Origin of the sequence: uncultured Eudoraea sp. (assembly GCF_947260015.1) — a bacterium.
In the GTDB taxonomy this organism is placed as follows: domain Bacteria; phylum Bacteroidota; class Bacteroidia; order Flavobacteriales; family Flavobacteriaceae; genus Eudoraea.
The window spans coordinates 11,303-36,517 of sequence record NZ_CAMYOM010000032.1 but is presented as its reverse complement, the minus strand read 5'-3'; the positions used below and the strand labels follow the sequence as shown (position 1 = coordinate 36,517).

At 38.2% G+C, this 25,215-nt stretch carries 24 protein-coding genes; 19 read left to right on the top strand and 5 right to left on the bottom strand.

What is annotated here, in order from left to right; genetic code table 11:
* Window position 1 precedes the first annotated feature (1 nt).
* Together Q0X66_RS12650 and pth are read left to right on the top strand one after the other, a co-directional pair.
* Complete coding sequence (locus Q0X66_RS12650) at window positions 2–670, top strand: 50S ribosomal protein L25/general stress protein Ctc (RefSeq protein WP_297706930.1); 669 nt, start codon at window positions 2–4, stop codon at window positions 668–670.
* 90 nt (window positions 671–760) lie between these two features.
* A complete protein-coding gene (pth, locus tag Q0X66_RS12645) occupies window positions 761–1,390 on the top strand; it encodes an aminoacyl-tRNA hydrolase (RefSeq protein ID WP_297706928.1) in 630 nt (209 codons plus the stop codon).
* A gap of 47 nt (window positions 1,391–1,437) precedes the next feature.
* Here pth and Q0X66_RS12640 read toward each other — a convergent pair whose 3' ends face one another.
* Together Q0X66_RS12640 and Q0X66_RS12635 are read right to left on the bottom strand one after the other, a co-directional pair.
* Window positions 1,438–2,115 (bottom strand): hypothetical protein, encoded by a 678-nt coding sequence (locus Q0X66_RS12640; RefSeq protein ID WP_297706926.1) that lies wholly within the window; start codon window positions 2,113–2,115, stop codon window positions 1,438–1,440.
* Window positions 2,112–5,894, bottom strand: coding sequence for a reprolysin-like metallopeptidase (locus Q0X66_RS12635; RefSeq protein ID WP_297706924.1), 3,783 nt, complete (start codon window positions 5,892–5,894; stop codon window positions 2,112–2,114). Before Q0X66_RS12635 ends, Q0X66_RS12640 begins: the two co-directional genes overlap by 4 nt.
* Window positions 5,895–5,944: 50 nt before the next feature.
* Here Q0X66_RS12635 and Q0X66_RS12630 point away from each other — a divergent pair, with 50 nt between their 5' ends.
* From Q0X66_RS12630 to Q0X66_RS12545, 17 genes are all read left to right on the top strand, one after another.
* Complete coding sequence (locus Q0X66_RS12630; protein ID WP_297706922.1) at window positions 5,945–6,871, top strand: bifunctional riboflavin kinase/FAD synthetase; 927 nt, start codon at window positions 5,945–5,947, stop codon at window positions 6,869–6,871.
* A complete protein-coding gene (locus tag Q0X66_RS12625; RefSeq protein ID WP_297706920.1) occupies window positions 6,872–8,212 on the top strand; it encodes an HTTM domain-containing protein in 1,341 nt (446 codons plus the stop codon).
* A gap of 105 nt (window positions 8,213–8,317) precedes the next feature.
* Window positions 8,318–9,589 carry a serine--tRNA ligase gene (gene serS, locus Q0X66_RS12620; protein WP_297706918.1) on the top strand — a complete coding sequence of 424 codons (1,272 nt, stop codon included), beginning with the start codon at window positions 8,318–8,320 and terminating at the stop codon, window positions 9,587–9,589.
* 154 nt (window positions 9,590–9,743) lie between these two features.
* Window positions 9,744–11,528, top strand: coding sequence for a tetratricopeptide repeat protein (locus Q0X66_RS12615; RefSeq protein WP_297706916.1), 1,785 nt, complete (start codon window positions 9,744–9,746; stop codon window positions 11,526–11,528).
* Window positions 11,529–11,560: 32 nt separating this feature from the next.
* Window positions 11,561–12,208: a DUF4286 family protein gene (locus Q0X66_RS15950; RefSeq protein WP_366938697.1), complete on the top strand. Its 648-nt coding sequence runs from the start codon at window positions 11,561–11,563 to the stop codon at window positions 12,206–12,208.
* A gap of 3 nt (window positions 12,209–12,211) precedes the next feature.
* Entirely contained in the window at window positions 12,212–13,072 is an 861-nt protein-coding gene (rsmA, locus tag Q0X66_RS12600; protein WP_297706915.1) for a 16S rRNA (adenine(1518)-N(6)/adenine(1519)-N(6))-dimethyltransferase RsmA, read from the top strand.
* A complete protein-coding gene (gene mgtE / locus Q0X66_RS12595) occupies window positions 13,059–14,411 on the top strand; it encodes a magnesium transporter (RefSeq protein ID WP_297706913.1) in 1,353 nt (450 codons plus the stop codon). Before rsmA ends, mgtE begins: the two co-directional genes overlap by 14 nt.
* 75 nt (window positions 14,412–14,486) lie before the next feature.
* Window positions 14,487–15,407 (top strand): carbon-nitrogen hydrolase family protein, encoded by a 921-nt coding sequence (locus Q0X66_RS12590; RefSeq protein WP_297706911.1) that lies wholly within the window; start codon window positions 14,487–14,489, stop codon window positions 15,405–15,407.
* Window positions 15,408–15,445: 38 nt separating this feature from the next.
* Window positions 15,446–15,811 carry a cupin domain-containing protein gene (locus Q0X66_RS12585; RefSeq protein WP_297706909.1) on the top strand — a complete coding sequence of 122 codons (366 nt, stop codon included), beginning with the start codon at window positions 15,446–15,448 and terminating at the stop codon, window positions 15,809–15,811.
* A gap of 6 nt (window positions 15,812–15,817) precedes the next feature.
* Entirely contained in the window at window positions 15,818–16,756 is a 939-nt protein-coding gene (locus Q0X66_RS12580) for a 2-hydroxyacid dehydrogenase (protein ID WP_297706907.1), read from the top strand.
* A gap of 30 nt (window positions 16,757–16,786) precedes the next feature.
* Window positions 16,787–18,418, top strand: coding sequence for a DUF748 domain-containing protein (locus tag Q0X66_RS12575; protein WP_297706905.1), 1,632 nt, complete (start codon window positions 16,787–16,789; stop codon window positions 18,416–18,418).
* 271 nt (window positions 18,419–18,689) lie between these two features.
* Complete coding sequence (locus Q0X66_RS12570) at window positions 18,690–19,145, top strand: DUF1801 domain-containing protein (protein ID WP_297706903.1); 456 nt, start codon at window positions 18,690–18,692, stop codon at window positions 19,143–19,145.
* 10 nt (window positions 19,146–19,155) lie between these two features.
* Window positions 19,156–19,542: a VOC family protein gene (locus Q0X66_RS12565; protein ID WP_297706901.1), complete on the top strand. Its 387-nt coding sequence runs from the start codon at window positions 19,156–19,158 to the stop codon at window positions 19,540–19,542.
* 51 nt (window positions 19,543–19,593) lie between these two features.
* On the top strand, window positions 19,594–20,151 hold the full coding sequence (locus Q0X66_RS12560) for a TM2 domain-containing protein (protein ID WP_366938696.1): 558 nt from the start codon (window positions 19,594–19,596) through the stop codon (window positions 20,149–20,151).
* An 81-nt stretch (window positions 20,152–20,232) separates the two neighbouring features.
* Window positions 20,233–20,556: a metalloregulator ArsR/SmtB family transcription factor gene (locus Q0X66_RS12555; protein ID WP_297706899.1), complete on the top strand. Its 324-nt coding sequence runs from the start codon at window positions 20,233–20,235 to the stop codon at window positions 20,554–20,556.
* Window positions 20,557–20,566: 10 nt separating this feature from the next.
* Window positions 20,567–21,055, top strand: coding sequence for a DUF6428 family protein (locus Q0X66_RS12550; RefSeq protein ID WP_297706897.1), 489 nt, complete (start codon window positions 20,567–20,569; stop codon window positions 21,053–21,055).
* A 21-nt stretch (window positions 21,056–21,076) separates the two neighbouring features.
* On the top strand, window positions 21,077–21,598 hold the full coding sequence (locus Q0X66_RS12545; protein WP_297706895.1) for a GNAT family N-acetyltransferase: 522 nt from the start codon (window positions 21,077–21,079) through the stop codon (window positions 21,596–21,598).
* 37 nt (window positions 21,599–21,635) lie between these two features.
* Here the strand turns inward: Q0X66_RS12545 and Q0X66_RS12540 are convergent, their stop codons facing one another.
* The 3 genes from Q0X66_RS12540 to Q0X66_RS12530 all read right to left on the bottom strand — a co-directional run bounded on the left by Q0X66_RS12540 (window position 21,636) and on the right by Q0X66_RS12530 (window position 25,153).
* Window positions 21,636–23,447: a lysophospholipid acyltransferase family protein gene (locus Q0X66_RS12540; RefSeq protein WP_297706893.1), complete on the bottom strand. Its 1,812-nt coding sequence runs from the start codon at window positions 23,445–23,447 to the stop codon at window positions 21,636–21,638.
* A gap of 85 nt (window positions 23,448–23,532) precedes the next feature.
* Complete coding sequence (locus tag Q0X66_RS12535) at window positions 23,533–24,783, bottom strand: aspartate kinase (RefSeq protein ID WP_297706892.1); 1,251 nt, start codon at window positions 24,781–24,783, stop codon at window positions 23,533–23,535.
* Window positions 24,752–25,153 carry a GNAT family N-acetyltransferase gene (locus Q0X66_RS12530; protein ID WP_297706890.1) on the bottom strand — a complete coding sequence of 134 codons (402 nt, stop codon included), beginning with the start codon at window positions 25,151–25,153 and terminating at the stop codon, window positions 24,752–24,754. The genes Q0X66_RS12535 and Q0X66_RS12530 overlap by 32 nt, the downstream gene beginning before the upstream one ends.
* Window positions 25,154–25,215: the final 62 nt, after the last annotated feature.

Below are 25,215 nucleotides of genomic sequence, written 5' to 3'. Positions count from 1 at the left end.
AATTACAATCAAAGGATCAGAAAGAGAAAGCGTGGGCAAAAAGGCAACGAAGGCCCTACGTAATGCTGGAAAGGTTCCTTGCGTGGTATACGGAGGGGAAAAACCATTGCACTTTTCAGCGGATGAATTAGCATTCAAAAAATTAGTGTATACTGCAAAAGCCCACACTGTAAAGGTTGATTTGGATCAAGGTGTCAAATTAAAAGCCGTAATGCAGGATATACAGTTTCATCCTGTAACTGATAGAATTCTACACGTAGATTTTTACCAACTGTTTGACGACAAAGAGGTTTCAATGGAAATTCCTGTTCGTTTACAAGGTAGTTCTCCGGGAGTAAAAAATGGGGGACGCCTGCTATTCAGAAATAGAACACTGACTATTAAAGCCTTACCAGATAACCTTCCCGATTTCTTTGACATAGATATTTCCGAATTAAAAATTGGAGATAACATCCTGGTAGAATCCTTGCTAAATGATGAATTTTCAATTCTACAACCAGAATCTACTGTGGTCGTCCAGGTTAAAACTGCCCGTGCAGTCATAGAAGAAGAAGTTGAAGATGAAGAAGGAATAGAAGGAGAAGAAGGTGCAGAAGGTGCAGAAGGTGAAGAAGGTGCAACAGAAACTGCTGCTGAAGGTGGAGAAGCCCCAGCTAAAGATGCCGAATAAATAAGTTAAAACTATTCTTACTAAGCATCCCGTCCGTATAAATCAGGATTCGGGATGCTTTTGTATTTTTACCCTGAACCAATTGAGGGTATGAAAAGATTTATTGAATTTCTTTTTGGGAAGGAAAAACGACTATTAGAAGAAACAGATTCCATGAAAAAGTACCTGCTAATTGGCTTGGGAAACATTGGTGATGAATATGCCGACACCAGGCATAATGTTGGTTTCCAGGTGCTTAACAAGCTATCTGAAAAACAAAAATTCTCCTTTGAGACCCGGAAATTAGGAGATTTGGGTTCCTTTAAAATAAAAGGCAGAAGTGTTTTATGTTTAAAACCATCTACCTATATGAACCTAAGTGGTAAATCTGTAAAGTACTGGATGGAAAAAGAAAAAATTCCAATAGAAAATATCCTTGTCATCACCGATGATTTAAACCTCCCCTTTGGGACACTGAGACTAAAAATTAAGGGAAGTGATGGTGGCCACAATGGTCTTAAGGATATTCAAAATAGCTTACAAACTGTGATTTATAACCGATTGCGAATTGGAGTTGGTTCTGAATTTAATAAGGGAAGACAAGTAGACTATGTCCTTGGAAAATGGAATGATGAAGAAAAACGTGAACTTCCTGAACGGCTGGAGAGAGCTAATGAACTTATCTCATCTTTTGTCCTCGCCGGAGTAAAGATAACCATGAATGAGTATAACAATACTTAGTACACTTTTTCACACTTACTAGTACTATTAACCAAATTGTCTTGATCTTATAACGCCCGAAAGGAATAAATCCCTGAATCTGAACTGTTTCCCTCGGCATCTTTGGTGATTACTTTCCAATAATATACCGTATTGGCACTAGTATTTATTTTAATACTGGACACAGAAGAGGCGGGCGAAGCTGCCAAAACCTGCGGAGGAGAAGCTATATCAAGAAATATCTCATAACCTACAATATCCTCATCAACATCTGCTCCGGACCATTCCAAAATGATTTCTCCGTTGATATCACGCACCACTGATGCCCCGGATAAAGGTGCTATTATTTGTGCAGGAAAGGGAGCATGGGTAATTTGGGAACCTGCATTGAAAAACTGCCAGGATGCACTTGAAGCAGTTTCCTGCACCTCTGTATTCCTGGTAATAACTAACCATGAATGCGGAGCTCCTTTTTCTATGGTGATTTCTGCACTGGTGGATTGCGTACTAACCGTTTGGGTAATATCAGTTATAAGATTCGATACCCTTAATTCATAGGTATTTGTGTTGTTCGCGGTTTGCCACATGAACTCTACCCTGCTTGTGGTCGGAGTTATACTTACACCTGTGGTACAGAGGGAGTTCTGCAAAGGGAAAACTAAAACCGCCGCTGAAGGTGGCTTGGGTGAGTCTTTTTTACAGGCAGTAAAAAGCAGGCTTATGAAAACTATTAAAATAACTCTCATCGCTTCAATACTTTATAGGTTCCTTTAAGAGTTTCTCCTTTGACATTTACATAATACAGCCCTGAAGGTAATCCGGCAAAATTAAGTGTCAGTGTATCCTCATTACCAGCATACTTTTGACTGCTGATAAGTCGCCCATCAGATGCAAAAACGGTAATGTCCCCCGGACCCGTAGTTGGTCCTAAAAATATATTTAAAGTCTCAACGACCGGATTTGGATATATAACAGGAATAGCGGGAATAAAGACAGTCTCGTCATATGCCCCCTGACAGGTCAGATTAGTAGAAACTTTTAAGGTATTTAGTCCCTGTTTCAGATCCAGTACAATTTCTGAGCCTTCAGTCTGGGTAAGGCTCCCATTTAATTCAATATTATACAATTGGGAACCTGATAATGTCAGAACTGCCTGCAGCCCATCTAAAGAGACCACAGAACTTACACCTAGAGGTTCGGGTTCATTTATTACTACGTCAAAACAGATTTCCTCAAAAGTATTTACTCCATCCGTTCCAGTTATGCAAACCGAGTAAGTGCCCGAAGCTAAATTTTCCAATTTATAATCCTTGGTAAAGTCCTCGGTTATATTCAACCCGTTGCCCAATACATTAACCGTATAATCCATAGACATTACGGCGGTTATTTCAAATGATCCGTTATCACTGGTGATGCAGGATTCACTTTCTATTGCCAGGTTAAAATTATCCGCAGCAAAACGAAAAACGGGACAACCGTCTGCATTCACCTCGGTTCCCGGAGGTGTTCCCAGGCAAAGGTCATCTCCATCGTCAAAAACCCCATCTCCATCATCGTCGGGTCTCAATTCACCTTCACCGCAGATTTCCAGGTAAAAGTTATCAATGCTACCCCCATCGGCCGGGGCAGTATCAGAAACTGTTAGTATCCATTCGCCAAAAGAAGATTCGCCATTAAAGGAGGCTAATGAACCCAAGGGGCTTACTGTGCCACTAATTGCGGCCGCTCCGCCACCACAGATAAAAGCATCTCCGTCATCATCAAAAACAGCATCAATATTTTCCAATTCCCCACAAGAGTTGGAAGTTAAAATAACCTGCGTACCCTGGGGCGATGTAATACTAATTATAAGATCTGCCAGGAAAGTATGTTCTAATTCCAAACCTATATTTACATCAGTTATCGGCAAATCATTTAAGAATGTAATTATAGTAGTTACTGTTGGTGTACCTATAGAAGTTATATCTACGGGCAAGTCTTTAGCCGTTTCAATGTCGCAACTAATTGTTATAGTCGTAAAGCTGAATGGTGGGCCAAAAGTTCCTTCCCCACAAGAATTTTTTGGTTTTATTCTCCAATAGTAAATGGTTTCTTCCTGAAGGTTTTCGGGTAAATAGGTATTAAAAATAACATCGCTGGCAGATTCAATAACTGAAGCGAACAGCATATCTGTGGCAATTTCTATATCATATGAGGTATACTGTGCATTCAACTCCCAGGTAAGTTGTTGTTGCAGACCTACCTCTGTTGCCATATCAATGGGAGTCTGTAAAACCACATCTGAGAAGTTAGCATCGCTAATATTAATATTTAATGTTACATCTTTAGTGATACTCAAAGAAGTTGCAGTGACGGTCACGGGATAATTCCCGGGAAGAACAAGATCTGTATTAGAAAAAGTAATGGAAACCGGAGTGTTATTTATTGTTGCAGTTGGTGGTGTAAAAACTGCCGTGAGGCCGGCAGGCATACCCTGAACACTAAAAGTAACCTCCTCATTAAACCCTAAATAGGTTTCATATATAAACGGTACCACAAGGTCACTGGGTTCACAAACTTCATAATTGAGTTCTGCAAAATTTAAGATAACTTCAGAATCTTCAATTACAAAATCAGTAGAGTTCATACTGAAAAAAATATTGTTTGCGCCCTTAACCATGATACGTGCAGTTGTAGTACTATTGCCAGGAATAAGAACCTCATGGCTGCCATCATTTGGAACTGCCGTTGCCAGCTGTATTGGAAAACTTAGGCCTCCGTCTGTAGATAAGAATATATCTACCTGCTGGGTATTTATTGGTGTTTTGTTAGTATTGGCGACATCCCAGCTGATGGTCTGCACAGATCCGGCCGTATAGGTCTCCGTTGTGTTTTGAGAATTTACAACAAATGGTCCAGCGCTATTTAAAACATCAATCTTTACCAGCTCTGAAGCTACCTGCCCCCCTCCTGCTGCGTTATCTCTTACGGTTAAGGCAAAGTTCATTTCGCGTTCCACATTGGAAACCGTTTCCCAGGCCGAATTTATCGGCGGATTGGTTTGCGTAAGATTCCCCTGGTTAACCTCTGATAATTTTGGAAAATATCTGTCCGGATCTGTAGTGGGCTTAAGCGATCTGAAATTTGCGCCACTTGGATTGTCGGGTCCAAAGTTTTCTGTAGTGACCACGCCGTTATCAATCTGTTCCCAAGCATAAGTAAGTATGTCTGCAGAATCGGGATCTATGGCATTTCCTGATAATACAAAAGGTGTTCCCTTGGGAATAATATAATTACTTATTGGATTAATAACCGGAGGGTTGTTTACTAAAGGTGTAAGTTCTCCACAACTTGTAGTCTGAAGATATTCTATAATTTGAAATATGCTGTTATAATGGAAATAGTCATCTCCATTTGGGGCTACGTTCTCTCCGGGTATTATTCCGGCGTATCCCATAATGGTGGTTCCGGTACCGGGTTCTGCTTGTACCAGGGTGCCTTCAGATTCAAAGGACCAGGTATGATTTGCGCCAAATTGATGCCCCAATTCATGTGCTACAAAATCGAGATCGAAGATATCACCTTGTGGACTTAAGGCAGCAGCGTAACCACTTCCTTTTTGATTATCTGTGCAAACAGACCCTATAAAGCCCGCATTACCTCCATTCGTATCCTCATGAAATAAATGACCTACATCATAATTTGCCTCGCCAATTGTTGTTGTAAGTGTATTTTGAACTTCTGTGTTTAAGTTTCCCCCGTAAGGATCGGTATCAGGGTCTGTAAATATTACCAAATCTGTATTGGCAATCAATTCTAAAGTAACGCCCAAATCGGTCTCAAAAACCTGATTTACCCTCGTAAGTGTGGCATTTATTGCCGCTAGGGCGTCTGGAACTGTACCTCCATGAAATTCAGTATATTCTCCCGTTGCCGAAATTGCTACTCTGTATTTTCTTAGGGTTTGATCATCCACCAGTTTTGAAACAGAACCGTTGATGCTTTTTTCAATCCCTGATTTGGTAAAACAAATAAAGTCGCTGTTGAGTTTCGAATGTAAACTTCTGTCGTAAACTACATAAGTACTGCCTCCATCTGAGACTTTCTCCATGAAAGTCGTCTTTTCGCTTCCTGCATGCACTATCATGCTTTGTACTCCCTTGTGTGAAATGCTAAATCGAATACGGTCTTTACTTCCATCCACACTATAGCCTGAATAGGACCTTATCCCGGGATATTTTTTTGCCAGTTCCGGTGACAAGACCGAATTTTCTGAAACTTTGAATGCCCTTAGTTTCCCCTTGACATCTGGAAAATAAATTATTCCGGGAGCTTGATTTAGGGTAGATATAGATAAAAGTTCCTCAGATAAAGATGCCTGATCCAAATCAAAAACCCTTACCTTAGTTACGTCCGGTTTGGATAGTGAAGGTGAAGAAAACTTAGTGGGAGAAATCTCCTGACCCCAATATTTGGATTGCGCAGATCCGTAAAAGGAGAGAAATATTATTGAAATTGTTAAAACAAGACGTAGTTTTGTTAACATCAAGAGATTTTTAAACTTTTAAAAGTAAGTCTTTTTATTATTTTATTTGTGTGATCACAGTTCAAAGCATTTCCAATTACGATAAAAAGCAGACTACTGCTATAACCATTGGAACTTTTGACGGTGTTCACATAGGACACAGAAAAATACTTGAACGTCTCATAAATGATGCCAAAAAAACCGGCCTGCGATCTACCGTACTTACTTTTTTCCCGCATCCCAGAATGGTTTTACAAAAAGATACTGAAATAAGGCTCCTGAATACCATCCAGGAAAAAATCAAAATTTTAGAGTTAATTGGTCTGGATTACCTGATTATTCATCCCTTCACTCTTAAATTTTCACGTCTTTCTTCCACAGAATTCGTTAGGGACATCCTGGTGAATGAATTAAAGGTCAAAAAAATTATTATAGGTTATGACCACCGCTTTGGCCGTAACAGAAATGCCAATATCCAGGATCTTTCCGCCTTTGGGAATACTCTAAATTTTGAAGTTGAAGAAATTCCGGCACAGGAAATAGATGATGTTTCTGTAAGTTCTACAAAAATCAGAAATGCGCTTATGGAAGGAGATATAAAGACTGCCAATGAATACCTCGGGTATAACTATATGTTAACGGGTGATGTTAAAAAAGGCAAAGGACTGGGACGACAATTAAACTTTCCCACAGCTAATTTATTTATTAAAGAAAAATACAAACTCATCCCTAAAAACGGAGTTTATGTAGTAAAAAGCATCCTTAATGACAAGCTTTTTTACGGGATGATGAACATCGGCTTTAATCCTACTGTAGATGGTTCCTCAAAGAGCATTGAAATCCATTTTTTTGATTTTAAAGCGGATTTATATGATCAAAATATCCAGGTAGATATTATAGAGCGCATCCGCGATGAACATAAGTTCAACTCTTTGGAGGAACTTAAAGCGCAGTTGCTAAAAGATAAAGAAACGTCAAATGCCATAATTTCAAGTTAGATGTTTAATTACTTTTTCTTTAAAAGAATAGACAACAGTCCCTTACTAATTTTTCGCATATTTCTTGGGATTCTTATCAGCCTGGAATGCTATGGAGCCATCTTAACAGGATGGGTCAGGAGAACTTTGATAGAGCCCACATTCAACTTTTCTTTTATTGGTTTTGAATGGTTACAACCATTACCCGGTTCAGGGATGTATATCTACTTCTTTATTATGGGAACCCTGGGTATTTTCATTGCTCTTGGTTATAAGTACAGATTCAGTATTATTTCATTTACCATTCTCTGGACAGCTGTTTACCTGATGCAAAAAACATCATACAACAATCACTATTATTTGTTGGTACTAATCTCCCTGATAATGTGCTTTTTCCCTGCTAACCAGGCATATTCATTAGACGCCAGGGCTAAGCCACAGATTAGGAGCGAGAGCATGTACAGCTATGTAAAATGGATAATAGTACTACAACTTTTTATTGTATATACCTATGCGGCCGGGGCCAAACTATACGCGGATTGGCTCGATTTTAGTTTTGTTGCAATTCTGATGCAAAACAAGGCTCATTATTGGCTCATAGGCGATTTATTGCAGGAATCGTGGGTCCATAAATTTATTTCAGTCATGGGAATTTTATTCGATTTACTCATCGTTCCTGCCTTACTGTGGAAGCCTTCCAGAAAAATCGCTTTTGCCTTCGCAATTTTCTTTCACCTGTTCAATTCTATAGTATTTCAAATTGGGATCTTCCCCTACCTTGCACTGGCTTTTACAGTTTTCTTTTTTGAACCGGAAACTATTAGGCGGATTTTCTTTAAAAAGAAACCCTTACCGGAACCTTCTGAAGTCATTATCCCTAAATACAGAAACCTCTTTTTACTCGGATTTGGAATTTACTTTACGATACAACTTATTCTTCCCATAAGACATCATTTTATAAAAGATGATGTTCTGTGGACCGAAGAGGGACATAGATTGAGCTGGCGGATGATGCTCAGAGGCAGGTCTGGTATAATTAATTTTAAAGTGATAGATAATGATAATGGAAATGTCATTAATGTTAATCTGAAGGACTACCTGACAAAAAAGCAAAGAGGAAGAATTTCTGCATATCCTGATTTTATTTGGCAGTTTGCACAGCATCTTAAAAATATTTATTCTGAAGACGGTGCGGATATTTCCGTTTATGTTAATTCCAGAGTCCGGGTAAATGGTGGTAAGTTAAAGCCCTTTATAGATCCTGAAGCAGATCTCGCCGCAGAACGATGGGACTATTTTTGGCATAATAACTGGATTTTACCATCTAAAGAAACCAAAGCCGAATTACCGGTTTCTAAATAGGGACCCTTTTTATTAATTAAATATGGGTGATAAAATAAAATGTTGCTGTTCCAAATTGATACATTAATCATTTAACCCTAAATTTGCGCCTTAAATCAACTTAACATGTTGCAGTTACAAGCCTTACGAACAAATAAAGATCAGATTGCGAAAGCTTTAAAAAAACGCAATTTTGATGCAGAACTTCATTTGGATAAGGTACTGAGCCTTGATGAAAAAAGACGTGCGCTGCAAACAGATTTGGATAATATACTGGCAGAAGGCAATAAACTTTCAAAAGAGATTGGTATGCTTTTTAAAAGTGGAAAAGCAGAAGAAGCAAACCAGATTAAACAAAAAACAACTCAGCTAAAAGAAGATTCTAAGAGGCTAACCGAAGAACTAAATGCTGTTGCAGATGAGCTGCAGGAAGCACTGTATCAAATTCCTAATACCCCGCATGAATCCGTCCCGGCCGGAAATAGTGAAGAAGATAATGAAGAAGTCTTCCGGGAAGGAGATATTCCTGTGCTGGGTGGCGATGCCAAGCCTCATTGGGAGCTGGCTAAAAAATATGACATCATAGATTTTGAATTGGGTGTTAAAATCACCGGAGCAGGATTTCCGGTATACAAAGGAAAAGGCGCCCGTTTGCAACGCGCCTTGATTGCCTATTTTTTAGATAAAAATACCGAAGCAGGATATACGGAAATGCAGGTTCCCCTCCTGGTAAATGAGGCTTCCGGCTATGGCACAGGGTCACTCCCGGATAAGGAAGGCCAGATGTACCATGTTACTGAAGAAAATCTTTACCTAATACCAACCGCCGAAGTACCTATCACTAATGTCTTAAGAGATACTATCCTCGATAAAAATGATTTACCTATTTGTTATACAGGATATACCCCTTGTTTCAGGAGGGAAGCAGGCAGTTACGGGGCACATGTGCGGGGACTCAACCGTCTTCACCAATTCGACAAGGTAGAAATAGTGCGGGTAGAACATCCTGATAATTCTTACCAGGCATTGGATTCTATGGTAGAACATGTAAAAAATATCTTAAGGGAATTAAAGTTGCCATTCAGGGTTTTACGCCTTTGTGCCGGCGACCTTGGCTTTACCTCAGCCTTAACTTATGATTTCGAGGTGTTTTCAACTGCTCAGGAACGTTGGTTAGAAATTAGTTCCGTCTCTAATTTCGAAACTTTTCAGGCAAACAGATTAAAGCTTCGTTACAGAGATGAAAACAACAAAACACAATTGGCTCATACACTAAATGGCAGTTCACTGGCTTTACCAAGGGTTTTAGCAGGGATCCTGGAAAATTACCAGACCGCAGACGGTATAAACATTCCGGATATCCTGGTCCCCTATACAGGTTTTAGTAGGATAGATTAAATTATTTTACTTGATGGACCTATTGGGGGAAGTTCCATGATTTGGAACTTATATTCGTGTTCTATCAATTCGGGAAAAAGTTCAGTTCAGCGATATTATGTTTTCTTTGACAGTGTTTTTTAAAGAGCTTGGTTAAATTTGATAAATTTCCAATATGAGATTTGCCTTATTATTTATTTGTCTTATCTGTACCTTCCAATCCTGGGCTCAAGAAGATTTTCTGGCGAAGCAGTATTTCAACGATGGTGAATTTAAGAAAGCGGCAGTCTTTTATAAAAATCTGGCAGAAAAAAACCCAAGACGCACAGATTATGCCGACGGCCTGATTGCCTGCTACCAGCAGCTCGAAAAGTATGAAGAAGCCCAGGCCTTTCTTTTAAAGAAGATAGAATCAGGGAACCCGTACCCAACTATTTATATTGAATTGGGGTACAATTACCTGCTTCAGGACCAGACAGCTAAGGCTAAAGAGAATTATGAAATTGCACTTTCGAAAATTGAAGTAAATCCAAATTATGGTTATGGAATAGGGTTCAGATTTCAGCGCTATGCCCTTTTAGACTATGCCCTTAGAGCCTACTCGAAGGCTATGGAGCTTAATCCACAGCTAGACTATAATTTTCAAATGGCCCGTATTTATGGTGAACAAGGAGATATAGAAAGGATGTACGACTCCTATTTGGAATTAATCTCTGTTGGCAAGGCTACTCAGACTAATGTACTTCGAAATCTTGATAATTTTATTACCTCAGACCCTGAGAATCCAAATAATCTCAAGCTGAAAAAAATATTGCTCCTAAAGGCTCAAAAAAATCCGGATATCCTTTGGAATGAAATCCTGAGTTGGTTGTTTGTACAACAAAGGCAATACAACAGTGCCTTTAATCAGGAAAAAGCCATCTATAAAAGATCCGGGGCTTTTACACTTCAACGTTTAATTGGTCTGGGTGACATTGCTTTGGAGGACAATGCCATTGAAGATGCTGAAGCAATTTTTACCTATATCGATAAAAATTCTAATGATCCGGTAATCAAACTCAATGCACGCCTGAGCCTTATTGATATTGAACTTTTGGATGCAAGCTCGAAGCAACTTGATGAGGTAGAAGGGCAATTTGAATCTTTGATGGAAGTATATGGATATGAAAATCACACCTTGCAATTGCAAATTGCCTATTCCCATTTCCTCACTTTTAAAAAAGGTAAACCCGAGGAGGCAATTGCTATCCTCAAAAAATGTTTAGATCTCCCCCTGGAACGCTACAGTAAAGCTTATGTAAAACTTGCCCTTGGAGACATCCTTGTTTTTGATCAGAAGTTCAACGAAGCATTAATTAATTTTTCCCAAGTCCAAAAAAGTTTAAAAAATGATGTTTTAGGTCAGGATGCGCGATTTAAAGTAGCTCAGACTAGTTTTTACAAGGGCGATTTTGATTGGGCATTTACTCAATTAAAGGTCCTAAGGGGTTCAACTTCGCAACTTATTGCAAACGATGCCATGCAGTTAAGCCTTTTAATTTCAGATAATTCTTTGGAAGATTCAACTCAGACTGCATTAAAGAAGTATGCGAGAGCAGATCTCCTGTCTTATCAGCAGAACACAAATGAGGCAATTAAAGTCCTCGATGATATTCTCATAAATCACAAGGGAGAAAAAATAGAAGATGAGGCCCTATTAAAACAAGGTGAACTTTTGGAACTTAACAAAGATTATGAGGCGGCAGAATTTAACTATCTTAAAATTGTTGAGTTTTATGGAAATGATATTTTGGCCGATGACGCTCATTTTGCCCTTGCAGAGCTCTATAGGAACATCTTAAATGAACCCGAAAAAGCTAAAGAACATTATGAGAAAATAATTTACAATTATCAGGACAGCTACTACTTTCCTCAGGCGCGCAAAAATTTCCGAATATTACGTGGCGATAGTATTAACTAAATTTGCATATACTGACTTATAATATTTGATGTATGATTATCTACAATGTTACCATTAATATAGATGAATCTGTTCACGATAAATGGTTGGAATGGATGCAGGAAACGCATATTCCGGAGGTCCTGGAGACAGGAAAATTCATAAAGGCTAAGATAGCAAAAGTACTTGTAGAAGAAGAAATGGGAGGTATTACTTATTCCATACAGTACACCGCTGAAAACAAAGATATTTTAGATAAATATTACGCTGAGGATGCTGAAAGAATGCGCGAGGAAGTATCAAAACACTTCGGAAATAAATTTGTCGCCTTCAGAACTGAACTCACTGTTATTAAAGAGTATACCGCTCATAGTTTTAATGCTACCGAATATCTTTTTACTTACGGTACTTTGCAGGAAGAAAATATCCAGTTAACTGTTTTTTCAAGAACACTTTCAGGTTTTAGTGATACCCTAATAGGTTATAAGCTATCAGATGAGAAAGTAGTTGGTGTATATCCTGTTATGCAAAGTTCAAATGAGCCTGCGGATTTTGTGAATGGCAGAGTCTTTATGTGTAGTAAAAAAGAAATTTTGGAAGTTGATAAATACGAAGGCCCGGCCTATAAAAGAGTTAAAGTAGTCCTGAACTCCGGCAAAAGTGCCTGGGCTTATATAAGCTCTACCCCGCAACCAAACTAGACTATGGGCAAAAAACGTAAAAAACACAGCTCGTTTAAGAAGAGTGCCTACCAGGTAGAAAGTCCGGTTAAAGCTAAAAAATATCTGGGGCAGCATTTTCTTAGAGATGAAGAAATTGCCAAAAAAATAGCCGATACGCTTTCAATGGATGGTTACACCAATGTGCTTGAAATTGGGCCCGGTACAGGAGTTCTCACAAAATATTTGTTGCAGCGCTCTATGAACCTTGTAGGGATGGAGCTGGATGAGGAATCTATCATTTACCTTAAACATAGCTTTCAGTTGGAACACAATGAAATTCTGCAGCAAAATAATTCACTTGAGATAATACAGGCCGACTTCCTGAAATACGACCTTTCAACATTGTTTAATATGGAACCTTTTGCCATAACCGGTAATTTCCCTTATAATATTTCTACGCAGATTGTTTTCAGGTTATTGGAAATTCGGAACAGGGTTCCGGAATTTTCAGGAATGTTCCAAAAAGAGGTCGCTAAGCGAATTTGTGCCAAAGAAGGAAATAAAACCTATGGTATTCTTTCTGTTTTGGTCCAGGCGTTCTATCATGCCGAATATCTTTTCACTGTTAATCCAGAGGTTTTTGATCCCCCTCCAAAAGTAGAGTCAGGGGTATTAAGACTTGTAAGAAAAGATGATTTAACAATGGATTGTGATGAAAAATTGTTTTTTAGAGTAGTTAAAACAGGGTTTAACCAGCGGCGAAAGACTTTAAGAAACAGCTTAAAAATATTTAACCTTTCTGATAATCTAAAAGAAGATGCTATCTTTGACCGGCGTCCCGAAGAATTGGCTGTTACCCAATTTATCGCGCTGACCAAGATGATAGGTGATGACTCCATTTAAACTTACAGACGAGCTACTTGCAGAAATTGAACTGCTTATAGAATCCGGGAAAGACGGAGATTTAAAGTCTTTCATGGCAGAGCTCCACTATGCCGATATTGCAGAAATAGCGAATGATCTTAGTGAAGAATCGGCTACTTATCTTATTAAACTTCTGGATAGTGATAAAACCTCCGACGTACTCATTGAATTGGATGATGATATGCGGGAGGCTGTTCTTAATAATTTATCTTCCAAGGAAATAGCGGAAGAATTAGATGAACTGGACACAGATGATGCAGCGGATATTGTGGGAGAACTTCCACAGGAAATAGTTGAAGAAGTAATTTCGGAAATAGAAGACCGGGAACATGCCAAAGATATTGTAGATCTTTTGCGCTACCATGAAGATTCTGCAGGTGGACTTATGGCCAAGGAGTTGGTAAAAGTAAATGAAAATTGGAACGTACTTACCTGCGTAAAAGAAATGAGGGCCCAGGCCGAAAATGTTACCAGGGTGCACTCTATTTATGTGGTAGACGATGATGACAAACTAAAAGGCAGACTCTCACTTAAGGATCTTTTAACCACTTCCACTAAATCTCCGATTAAAGATGTTTATATTCCAAAAGTGGATCGGGTTAACGTAAATGAAAAACCCGAGGAAGTAGCTAAAATTATGTCCAAATACGACCTTGAAGCCATTCCCGTAGTTGATGAGATTGGCAGGTTGGTTGGGAGAATTACCATTGATGATATCGTAGATGTTATAAAGGAAGAAGCTGAGAAAGATTACCAGCTGGCAGCAGGTATCTCACAGGATGTGGAGGCCGATGATAGTATTTGGGATTTGACAAGAGCCCGCTTACCCTGGTTGTTTTTAGGACTTTTAGGCGGTATTGGTGCAGCGGCTATCATGGGAGGTTTTGAAGAAATGATAAGCAAACATGCAATCATATTCTTTTTCACACCTTTAATTGCCGCCATGGCAGGTAATGTTGGTGTGCAATCAAGTGCCATCATAGTACAGGGACTCGCCAATGATGACCTCAAGGGAAGCATTAGTAACCGTCTCATTAAAGAAATGCTTCTGGCGGCACTAAATGGTCTAATCCTGGGACTGGTTCTTTTAGTTTTTACATGGTTCTGGCAAGGCAATTTTCCTGCGGCACTTGCCATTTCAATTTCCCTGGTTGTGGTAATCATCGTTGCAGGAATAATCGGAACCTTTATTCCCTTGTTTCTGGATAAAAGGGGTATAGATCCGGCTATTGCGACCGGTCCTTTTATTACAACGAGTAATGATATTTTCGGAATCCTGATTTATTTCTGGATAGCAAAAGTTATTTTGGGAATTTAGACTTCACTTTTATTAAAATTGGATACCTTAGAGTTCCCGAAATCTAAAATAAATTCTATTCAAGAATTTCAGTCTATGCTAATAAAAGTTGGATTAGTTCAGGAAAGCCCTGTTTTTTTTAATAAGGTGGAAACAATTTCTAAAATTGAGCAGATCACCAAAACATATGCAGCGAAGGGATGTGATTTATTGGTTTTTCCGGAATCTTTTATTCCGGGTTACCCAAGAGGATTTACATTCGGTGCCACCATAGGCAGCAGATCTGAAAAGGGGCGCAAGCTCTATGCTGAATATTATGAAAACAGCCTCAATGTACAGAGTGAAGACCTTAAAAGACTCGAAGACATTTCAAAAAAAAATAAGACCTACCTGGTTATTGGAGTAACCGAAAAAGATGATATTAGTGGTAGTCTATTCTGTTCAATGCTCTATATATCCCCTACTTCCGGATTGCTGGGTACGCATCGAAAAATTAAACCTACAGGAACCGAAAGAATTGTCTGGGCAGAAGCATCTGGTGAATCATTAACTACCTATCAAACTAAAATAGGCAAGTTGGGAGGCCTGATCTGCTGGGAAAATTATATGCCTCTGGCCAGAATGTCAATGTACAGAAAAGGCGTTGAAATTTATATAGCCCCTACGGCAGATGCCAGGGAAGAATGGACCTCCACAATGCAACATATCGCTTTAGAAGGCAGATGCTACGTGCTAGGTTGCAACCAGTATTTTACCAAATCAATGTATCCGGAAAAATACCAGACTCTTGTTGCCGATGAGCCCGAAACAATGTGTCGCGGAGGAAGTCTTATAGTTGCTCCTAACGGAAAAATTCTTGCCGGTCCATTTTATGATAAAGCCGGAGTTCTTGTAGCTGAAATAGATCTTGAAGAAATTAAGTTAAACAAACTCGATTTTGATGTAATTGGTCATTACGCCAGGAATGATATTTTTGAATTTGACGTCAAAGATCAGCCTGAAACCAAAAAGGAATAAAATATGTTCTATAATAAATTAGACTTAAGTTAATAGAAATGAAAGCTATAAATTTAAAAGAGAAACATGCCGCCTTTAGTAAAACATGGCACCCGCATAAAATAGCGGAGGTAGATGATATGCAGGTAATCCTCGCAAAGATTCAGGGAGAGTTTGTATGGCATTCCCACGAAAATGAGGATGAACTATTTCAGGTTTTAAAAGGTACTTTATATATGCAATTCAGAGACCGGACAGAGGTTGTGAATGAAGGTGAAATCATAGTTGTTCCAAAGGGTGTAGAACACAATCCGTCTACAAAAAACAATGAAGAAGTACATTTATTGCTCTTCGAGAAGTTGGCAACGGCCCATACGGGAAACGTGCAGCACGCAAAGACACAAACCGAATATCCAAAAATTTAAAAAAGAATGAAAATCCTCCACCTAGACAACAACCATCCTTTGCTCATAGAGGAATTCAAAGCCCTGGGTTTTGAGAATGTTGAAGAATATACTGCGCCCAAATCTGAGGTTGAAAAGACAATTCACCTCTATGACGGGCTAATTATCAGAAGTAGATTTGCCATAGACCAAACCTTTTTGGACAAAGCCCAAAACCTCAAATTTATTGGAAGACTTGGGTCTGGTTTGGAAAATATCGACATGGATTATGCCTGGGATAAAGGAATTTTTTTAGCGGCGGCCCCCGAAGGTAATCGCAATGCTGTTGGGGAACATGCCCTGGGATTATTATTGGCCCTTTTTAATAATTTGACCAAAGCCAACCGTGAAGTAAAAACAGGCATATGGGACAGGGAAGGAAACCGGGGGGTAGAACTTGATGGCAAAACTGTTGGTATAATCGGTTATGGTAATACAGGAAAAGCCTTTGCTAAAAAACTCAGCGGTTTTGATGTCGAAGTAATTTGCTACGACATTGTTGGGGGGGTATCTGATGAAAATGCCCGGCAGGTAGGGATCATGGAATTGGAGCAAAGATCAGACATAATAAGCCTGCACGTACCTCAAACCGAACTAACCCTGGGAATGATTAACACTGAGTTTATCAATGCATTTCAAAAACCTTTTTGGTTATTAAATACGGCAAGAGGAAAATGTATAGTAACCAAAGACCTTGTTACCGCTTTAAAATCTGGTAAAATATTGGGCGCGGGATTAGATGTTCTGGAATATGAGAAAACTTCATTTGAAGACATGTTTACTCAGCATGAACTCCCCCAAGCCTTTCAATATCTAATTGATGCCGAAAATGTTATTCTCTCTCCGCATGTTGCCGGGTGGACCATTGAGAGCAAGGAGAAATTAGCTCAGACTATTGTAGACAAAATTAAGTCCAGATTTTGTTAAATTCAGAGTACAAAGAAAACCATTAATAAAATGAAAAAGATCACCATTCGAGTGCTAGTAGTTTTAGGAATAATATTCCTGATTATGAAGGGGCTGGAATGGAGGATTGAATCGAAATTCGAAGTCAGGCTAAATTCAAATCCCGATAGAGCTTACAACATTACGTATTCTGATTTTGATTTAGGCACCTTTTTTAAAGGGGTAACTTTAGACGAAGTCCGTATTGAACCTTTAAACCCTGGAAACGGAACCATAATTACAGGACATGTAGATTACGCTACCATTAATGGAATAGTATGGAGAGAATTGTTGTTTGGCAAAAAATTAAATTTAGATGAGATTGCCTTCGAACAACCAATATTTGAAGTGACACTTAGTGCAGATACTACTAAAAGTACCAGCGGAAAAGGGTTACAAGTAATGTTTGGTGATATAATATCGCGTGCCGATCTAAACAGTTTTCGCATTCAAAATGGTTCAATTATTTTAAAAGATTCTGATTCAAAAGACATAAAAGGTCAGGTTAAGCGATTAAATATACTGGCGACTGAAATAGAAACTGATTCTTTGAAATTCAAAAACCTGATCCCCTTTCAAGTGGGTAATTTAAATATAGATATAGATAGTATTACATTCAAACCAAACGACTATACAGATATTAGCTTAGGTAGTCTTCATTACAACCTGATGGACAAAGAATTTTTGCTGAATGATATTTCCCTGGGCTATTCAATAGATTGGGTTGAAGTTAGTAAGCGCGCCGGGGTCCAAAACGATATTATTGAGTTAAATGTAAAAGAAATTGGTATACATCAGCTTGAGCCATCTAGCGATTTCTATACAAAACTAGATATTGAAGCCCGAAAGATTTCTTTAGACGAACTGAACATTAAACTGCAAAGAAACAAGAATATTCCCAGGCCTCCGGATGTAGTTAAACCTTTGTTTCAAGGTATTATTAACTCAATTCCCATGGAAATTCTTATAGACTCCATTCAAATTTCAAATTCTTCAGTAACCTATAATGAACTTGGAGTTAAAAAAAGTGAATCAGGATCGCTTAAAATTCAGGAAATTAATGGAACTATTACCGGCATCACTAACATGCCCAAAGAACAAATAAATAAAGGTCATTTAGAAGCAAAAATTAGTGCTAGCCTTAAAGGTAAAGCCCCAATTAATGTTGAACTAGATGTTCCATATGATAAAGAAACATTTTCACTGCTCGTAGATGTTGGAGCCATGGGTTTGACCAACTTAAACTCTACTTTAAAACCTCTGGCAGGTGTTGAAATGGTAACCGGACAAATGAACCGGATTAAGTTTCAAATGAACGCCGGCCAATTAAAATCCCAAAACAACATGGTATTTGATTATAGCAACTTAGAAGTGAAATTGCTGAATGAAAAGAACAAAGACAAATCTAAAAATATGGGATTTCTTTCTGCAATTGCAAATACCGCCATTCGGGCAAATAATATGCCTGGTCAGGACAAATATCTTGTTGCCGACTATCAAACTAAAAGGAATGTAGCTCGCTCACCAATTAATTATATTGTTCAAGGATTAATTAATGGTTTCATTAGAATCGTTCCCGGGAAAGGGGTACAAAAAATGATTATTAAGGAAGACAAAAAGGGTAAAAAAAGTAAAAAGAGCTAAACAAAAATTCATGTCTCCAAACTCCTGATAACGCTGAACACGATAAGAAGAACACTGGCCTTCCAAATCAATAAGGCTATGAGGTTCATTTAATTAATGCTTTTTTAAACAACAAAAGAAGCAATTTAGTACTTTAGTATAAAATGTATCCCTCCCCTGCTCTTTAGTTTTGAACCAACACAAAAATCCCAGAGCATGAAAAACATGGTATTTAAATTAGGTGCTTACGTGTTCATTTTTACGCTACGACTACAACAGAAATAAAACAACTATGCAATCAAACGCCAAGACACCAAAAGAATATATTTCCGAACTGCCCGAGGACAGAAAAGAACCTATAATTAAGTTACGCGAAACTATCTTAAAAAATCTTCCCAAGGGTTTTGAGGAAGTTATGAGCTATGGTATGATAGGCTACGTCGTGCCCCATTCTATATATCCGTCAGGATACCATTGTAATCCTGTGCTCCCTTTGCCATTTATAAATATTGCTTCACAAAAAAACTTTATAGCCCTTTATCATATGGGAATTTATAGTGATAAAGATTTATATAACTGGTTTGTTTCGGAATATCCTAAACATGTAAAAACCAAATTAGATATGGGTAAAAGTTGTATTCGTTTTAAAAACATAGCGCATATTCCCTATTCGCTAATAGGCGAATTAGCGGCAAAAATGACTGCTGAACAGTGGATAAATATATACGAACAGGCCTGGAAAAAATAAGCTGATAATTATGAAAAATAGAGTTACCGGACTTGGTGGATTTTTTTTTAAGACTAAAAATCCTGATAAAATAAAAGTATGGTATAAAAATCATCTGGGGTTGAATACAGACCAATACGGCTGCACCTTTTGGTGGAAAGACAAAGAAGGTAATGATTGTTCTACACAATGGAGCCCCTTCAAAGAAGATACCTCCTATTTTAAGCCGAGCAAAAAGGAATTTATGATGAATTTTCGGGTTGAAAATTTGGTAGAACTATTAGCCGCTTTAAAAGAGGAAGGTGTTACCATTGTAGGAGAAATTGAGGAATATGAGTATGGGAAATTTGGATGGATTCTGGATCCGGAAGGCAATAAGTTAGAGCTTTGGGAACCAGTGGATAAGGCATTTCTTTGATACCAAAATAATTATTACATTTAAGAGAGTATTAACCAACACAAAATAATCATGTCAGAAGAAAATAAGGATCCCGAAGACAAAGCAGAAGGCACCTTTGATAAAGCAAAAGGCAAAGCAAAGAAATTTGCTGAAGATGCAAAAGAATCTACTAAAGAAGCCAAAGAGAAGGCCAAGGAATCTGCGAAAGAAGCCAAAGAAAAAGCCAAGGAATTTGCTGAAGAGACCAAAGAATCGGCTAAAGAATTTGCACAAGACACAAAAGAAGCTGCCAGTGATTTTGCTGAGGACGCCAAGAAAACTGCAAATGAATTTTCTGAGGGCGTGAAAGGAGTCACGGAAAGTGACAATAAAAAAATACTGGCAGGGGTACTGGCTATAATATTAGGCTCTTTAGGAATTCATAAATTTATATTGGGTTACCAGAAAGAAGGTTTTATCCTATTGGGAATAACCATTGTTGGCTTCGTGCTTAGCTGCGTTGGAGTTGGAGTTTTTATGGTTTGGATAACTGGTATGATCGGATTAATTGAAGGAATCATTTACCTCACTAAATCTGATGAGGATTTCTATAACACCTACCAGGTGGGTAAAAAACCATGGTTCTAAGATTTAAAAAGTCAGGTTTTTTACGATCTGACTTTTTTTTATTAAATCTATTATCGTAATATTGCAATATATAAATATGTAATGGGAACAACCAAATCGCAAATATTTACTGCCCAACAAAATGAACTGGCTACCATTTTAAAGGTATTGGCCAACCCCGCCCGGATTGCCATCTTACAGCATATTAGTTGTCAGAAAGACTGTATTTGTAATGATATAGTTGAAGAAATAGGCCTCGCACAACCTACCATTTCCCAACATTTAAAGGAACTCAAAAGCATAGATTTAATTGAGGGCGAAATAAGCGGTAAAAGGGTCTGTTACTGTATCAACCAAAAAAAATGGCAGGACATAGGTGCCCTCATTAATAATTTCTTTAAAACTACATATATAAACTGTTGCTAAAAACGAAATAATGAAAACAAAAGAATTTATAGCTCTATTGAACGAAAACGGAAATAAAGAATTAGTATTTGACTATAATAAAGGAACATTAGTAGGCGCGAACTATCACCTTACCGAGGTAAAAAATATCATCGTTGACTCTGTGGATTGTGGTGCAGGAACTGATTTTTGGAAAGAAACCATAGTTCAACTCTGGGAAAGTCCGTCCGAATTAGATAAAACAAAGTATATGTCTGTTTCTAAAGCACTTCAAATTCTAAACAGGGTAAACGAAATTAAACCTATGGATTTAGAAGCCGAGCTTAAGATTGAATATGGCAACGCTAACTTTCACGCCGCTCAGCTGTTTATTGATGAGTACGAAATTCTTGAAGACCGTTTACTTATTAAATTGGCCGTAGAAAAAACTGACTGTAAGGCTAAAGAGGAATGCGGGGTTCCTGTTGAAATTAATGCAGAAAAAGAAGCCTGTTGTTCTCCAGGTGGAGGTTGCTGTTAGTAAATTGGTAAAATAACCAAGATGTCCAGAATCCATTTAACCAGGCCCGGCTTTTTAATTAGAGAAATGTCTGAGGCTCATTGGCCGGAAGTTGCTCAAATATATAAGCAAGGCATTGATACAGGCTTTGCAACATTTGAGAAGGAGATTCCCTCCTATGAGCAATGGAATAGAAATCATAATTCAAGTTGCAGATTGGTAGCTTTAAGAGATGATATGGTCGTAGGCTGGGCGGCACTATCTCCCGTCTCTGGCAGATGTGTTTATGGCGGTGTTGCAGAGGTAAGCGTTTATGTGGCAGAAAAAGCACGAGGTCTTAGCATTGGTAAACTTCTTATGGCAGAACTTATTACCGCCAGTGAAATAGAAGGTATGTGGACTTTACAATCAGGTATTTTTCCCGAAAATACAGCTAGCATCAAACTTCATGAGAAAACTGGATTTCGCTATTTGGGTAAACGTGAAAGAATAGGCCAGTTGGACGGAATTTGGAAAGACAATTTACTATTTGAACGACGAAGTGAAATTGTTGGTATAAACTAAAAGATTTTTTTTAACTATTTGCAGAGAAGGAATTAAACTAGGAGCTATCGCTATTTTCGGTAAACTTTCTTTCCAACTCTGCCTGGAATTCCTCCATCACAGGCCTTACCGTACTCTCTGGCAAGTCTGCTATTTTTATATACATCAAGCCGTCTACCGAATTATTAAATAACGGGTCAACATTAAAAGCTACTACCCGGGCATTTTGTTTAATATACTTTTTTATAAGTACTGGCAACCTAAGGCTGCCGGGTTCAACCTCTTCAATTAAGCGGTCAAATTTATTGAGATCTGCCTCCGTTTCATCAAATATAAAATCCTTATCCGCATCATTTAATTTCACTTTAAATTCCTTTTTCGGCCTGATATATTGTGCTACATATGGATCCCAATAATTTGATTTCATAAATTCTATCATCAGGGACTTGGAAAAATTTGAAAATTGGTTACTTATGCTAACTCCACCAATTAAATATTTATGTTCGGGATGCCTTAATGTAGTGTGAACTATGCCCTTCCAAAGCAGAAACAAAGGCATTGGTTTTTGCTGATATTCCTTAACAATATATGCGCGTCCCATTTCGATGGACTGCCGCATCATTCCGTATAATTCAGGTTCAAAACCAAACAGGTCCTGTAAATAGAAACCATCAATTCCATAGATCTTAAAAATCTCGGACCCCATCCCCATTCTATAGGCACCTACTATTTTTTTTTCATCGTTATCCCATAAAAATAAATGGTGATAGTAGTAATCAAATTTATCCAGATCAATAGAATTATTGGTGCCCTCGCCTATTGCTCTGAATGTCAGTTCTCTTTGTCTTCCTATTTCCTTAAGAATAAAAGGCATATCTTTTTCCTGAGCCAGGAACACCTCATAATTCTTACTTTGCAATAAACGACAATCCTTCTCTCTTAATTTTTCTAATTCTCCTTGTATTACCTCTGTCCTTATTTCACCTACTATCTTTCTTGGAGGTTTTGGTATTTTTAAAGTGGTGGGTATCTGAACTGTTAAGCGTTCTTTTTCATAAGCATTTGCGAGTATGTAGGTTTTTTTACGTAACAGTTCTGAAAACTCCTCTAAGCTTTTATTTTCCTTCTGGGATTTCACGGAAATTGGTTGTCCTATTCTTACTTTAATGGCCCTGTTCCTTTGTGTTGTAACTTCAGAAGGTAATTTAGCCGTCCTGAAGATATCGTTGAACTTTGATAAATGATAGAATAATTTACTATTCTTTGCATGAAAATAAATAGGAACAACAGGCACCTCAGCTTTTCGAATAAGTTTTAAAGCAGATTCCTCCCAGGGCTTGTCAACTATTAGTTTCCCATCTTTATAGGTAGATACTTCTCCTGCCGGGAAAATACCCAGGGGATGTCCATCCCTTAAATGGCTCAAAGCGTTTTTAAAACCTGCAATACTGCTTTTGACATCTTTGTGATTTTCAAAAGGGTTCACAGGCATGATATAGGGCGCCATTGGTTCGATCCGGTGAAGTAAAAAATTAGCAATAATCTTGAAATCCGGTCTCTGTTGCAACATCAACTTAAGAAGTAAAACCCCATCAATACCTCCCAGCGGATGATTGCTTATAGTAATGTAGGCTCCATCCTTAGGTAGTCTCTTAAAATCACCTTCCGGAATTTCAAAGTCTATTTCATAGTGCTCAAGGATGGCGTCGAGGAATTCAGGTCCTTCCAATTGCTTATTATTGTCATAAAACTTATTAATGTCCGACAACTTGGTTAACCTTACCAGGATCCATCCCATGAACGTTCCCAAAAAACCATATCGCTGGAGATTAATTGCCTTGGCTACTTCTTTTACGGTGACTAAACCCATAGAATATGTGACTATATATAAGTAAATATAGGAAAATCAAGAGGAGAGCCCCCTTTTTTTAACATAGTAAAAGTCTGCTTTTAGTTTATTGCTTTACCACGATTTGCAAGGTTTCCTTTCCGCGCTGTTCTATAAGAACATCTCGCCCATTCTGTAAAGATTCTATAGCATCTGTATTAAAATGTCGGATGGTATACAAAGAAACGTCTTCATGGCAGACCACCTTAAACTTACCGGACAGTTGATCCAATAAATCATTAAGCCGGTTAAACTTATTATCTACACATACGGAAAAACTAATTGCGGAATTTTGAATAAGGTCCACCTTCATTCTATAATCATGAAGCAATTTAAAGAGGTCACCTATACTATCCTCAACAATAAATGAAAAATCAAGGGAGGAGAGTTTCATCAGCACCTGGTTCTTCTTAACGATAAAACAAGGAATTTCGGGTTCAATCTTTATACCTTTGCCAACTGTAGTCCCGGCACCCCTGGGATTAATAAACGATTTTACATACAGTGGTATTTCCTTTCTCTGCAGTGGCTGTAAAGTCTTAGGGTGGATTACAGAAGCCCCATAAAAAGCTAGTTCTATAGCCTCGCGATAAGATATTTTGTTTAAAAGACTTGTCTCTTCAAAATACCTCGGATCTGCATTAAGGACTCCCGGAACATCTTTCCATATGGTAACAGAATTGGCATTGAGACAGTATGCGAGAATAGCAGCAGTATAATCAGAACCTTCTCTGCCAAGTGTTGTGGTAAAATTATTATCGTTACTTGCCAAAAATCCCTGTGTAATGTATAATTTATTCTTTTCTACACCCTCTGAAATTAACTGTTGTGTTTTTTCCCAGTTTACCCTGCCATCTCTATAATTGTCATCAGTTTTAATAAAATCCCGAATATCAATCCAGAAATTTTTTATGCCTACTTCATTTAAGTACATACTCACGATGGTGGTTGATAGTAATTCACCATATCCTACCACCTGGTCATAAACAAAACTGTAATTTGGAGATTTGTTCCATGCTAAAAAGCCTTGCACCTCTTCAAACAGAAGAGCAACCTTTTCATAAACCGGATGCTTTTTATCTTCAAATAAGTCCTCCAGAATAGTTTGGTGATACAAGACTACTTCCTCAAAAGCATTTTTTAATCCCACCCGCTTATCAAAATACGCTTTAACCACAGCCTCCATTGCATTGGTCATTTTTCCCATTGCAGAAACCACCAAAAATGTGTTCTGATGTCCTGTTTCCTCAAGGACTTTAACTAAATTTCTTATTCCATTGGCATCTTTAACCGATGCTCCTCCAAATTTCCGGATCATTCCAATCCAAGACTTCCCATGATATACGTTTAACGCCCAATTTTGATCCGTATTTTACAACCTCATCTAAAAGAGCGGTACCAAGTCCACCCCCCCTGAATGCTTCCGCCACAATTAGATCTTCCAGATGTAATATAGATCCTTTCCAGGTTGAATAGCGTGGATATAATAGGGCCATCCCTGCTATAGTTTCATTTGTAGCACCCACAAAACAATGAAATAGTTTATCACTTCCATAACCATCGCGCACCAAATCTTCCGTTGTGGTCTCAACGGCATTTTCTTCTTTCTCAAAAACTGCCAGTTCTTTAATAAGTTGTAAAACCGCAGGCATATCGGCTGCTACGGCCTCTCTAATACTATATTTCATAATTGTTGCAAATAAAACACAAAGTTATAAACTTAAAAAACTTAGTGCTTACGAAAACGATA

Excerpts from the sequence above, each read along its gene's own strand:
- Q0X66_RS12575 (WP_297706905.1), top strand. The coding sequence starts at position 16,787 with ATGAAAAAGATCACCATTCGAGTGCTAGTAGTTTTAGGAATAATATTC.
- Q0X66_RS12540 (WP_297706893.1), bottom strand. The coding sequence starts at position 23,447 with ATGGGTTTAGTCACCGTAAAAGAAGTAGCCAAGGCAATTAATCTCCAG.
- rsmA (WP_297706915.1), top strand. The coding sequence starts at position 12,212 with ATGGGCAAAAAACGTAAAAAACACAGCTCGTTTAAGAAGAGTGCCTAC.
- Q0X66_RS12590 (WP_297706911.1), top strand. The coding sequence starts at position 14,487 with ATGCTAATAAAAGTTGGATTAGTTCAGGAAAGCCCTGTTTTTTTTAAT.
- Q0X66_RS12555 (WP_297706899.1), top strand. The coding sequence starts at position 20,233 with ATGGGAACAACCAAATCGCAAATATTTACTGCCCAACAAAATGAACTG.
- serS (WP_297706918.1), top strand. The coding sequence starts at position 8,318 with ATGTTGCAGTTACAAGCCTTACGAACAAATAAAGATCAGATTGCGAAA.
- Q0X66_RS12530 (WP_297706890.1), bottom strand. The coding sequence starts at position 25,153 with ATGAAATATAGTATTAGAGAGGCCGTAGCAGCCGATATGCCTGCGGTT.
- Q0X66_RS15950 (WP_366938697.1), top strand. The coding sequence starts at position 11,561 with ATGATTATCTACAATGTTACCATTAATATAGATGAATCTGTTCACGAT.
- mgtE (WP_297706913.1), top strand. The coding sequence starts at position 13,059 with ATGACTCCATTTAAACTTACAGACGAGCTACTTGCAGAAATTGAACTG.
- Q0X66_RS12615 (WP_297706916.1), top strand. The coding sequence starts at position 9,744 with ATGAGATTTGCCTTATTATTTATTTGTCTTATCTGTACCTTCCAATCC.
- Q0X66_RS12580 (WP_297706907.1), top strand. The coding sequence starts at position 15,818 with ATGAAAATCCTCCACCTAGACAACAACCATCCTTTGCTCATAGAGGAA.
- Q0X66_RS12570 (WP_297706903.1), top strand. The coding sequence starts at position 18,690 with ATGCAATCAAACGCCAAGACACCAAAAGAATATATTTCCGAACTGCCC.
- Q0X66_RS12535 (WP_297706892.1), bottom strand. The coding sequence starts at position 24,783 with ATGATCCGGAAATTTGGAGGAGCATCGGTTAAAGATGCCAATGGAATA.
- Q0X66_RS12565 (WP_297706901.1), top strand. The coding sequence starts at position 19,156 with ATGAAAAATAGAGTTACCGGACTTGGTGGATTTTTTTTTAAGACTAAA.
- Q0X66_RS12545 (WP_297706895.1), top strand. The coding sequence starts at position 21,077 with ATGTCCAGAATCCATTTAACCAGGCCCGGCTTTTTAATTAGAGAAATG.
- Q0X66_RS12585 (WP_297706909.1), top strand. The coding sequence starts at position 15,446 with ATGAAAGCTATAAATTTAAAAGAGAAACATGCCGCCTTTAGTAAAACA.
- Q0X66_RS12635 (WP_297706924.1), bottom strand. The coding sequence starts at position 5,894 with ATGTTAACAAAACTACGTCTTGTTTTAACAATTTCAATAATATTTCTC.
- Q0X66_RS12550 (WP_297706897.1), top strand. The coding sequence starts at position 20,567 with ATGAAAACAAAAGAATTTATAGCTCTATTGAACGAAAACGGAAATAAA.
- Q0X66_RS12640 (WP_297706926.1), bottom strand. The coding sequence starts at position 2,115 with ATGAGAGTTATTTTAATAGTTTTCATAAGCCTGCTTTTTACTGCCTGT.
- Q0X66_RS12560 (WP_366938696.1), top strand. The coding sequence starts at position 19,594 with ATGTCAGAAGAAAATAAGGATCCCGAAGACAAAGCAGAAGGCACCTTT.
- Q0X66_RS12625 (WP_297706920.1), top strand. The coding sequence starts at position 6,872 with ATGTTTAATTACTTTTTCTTTAAAAGAATAGACAACAGTCCCTTACTA.
- pth (WP_297706928.1), top strand. The coding sequence starts at position 761 with ATGAAAAGATTTATTGAATTTCTTTTTGGGAAGGAAAAACGACTATTA.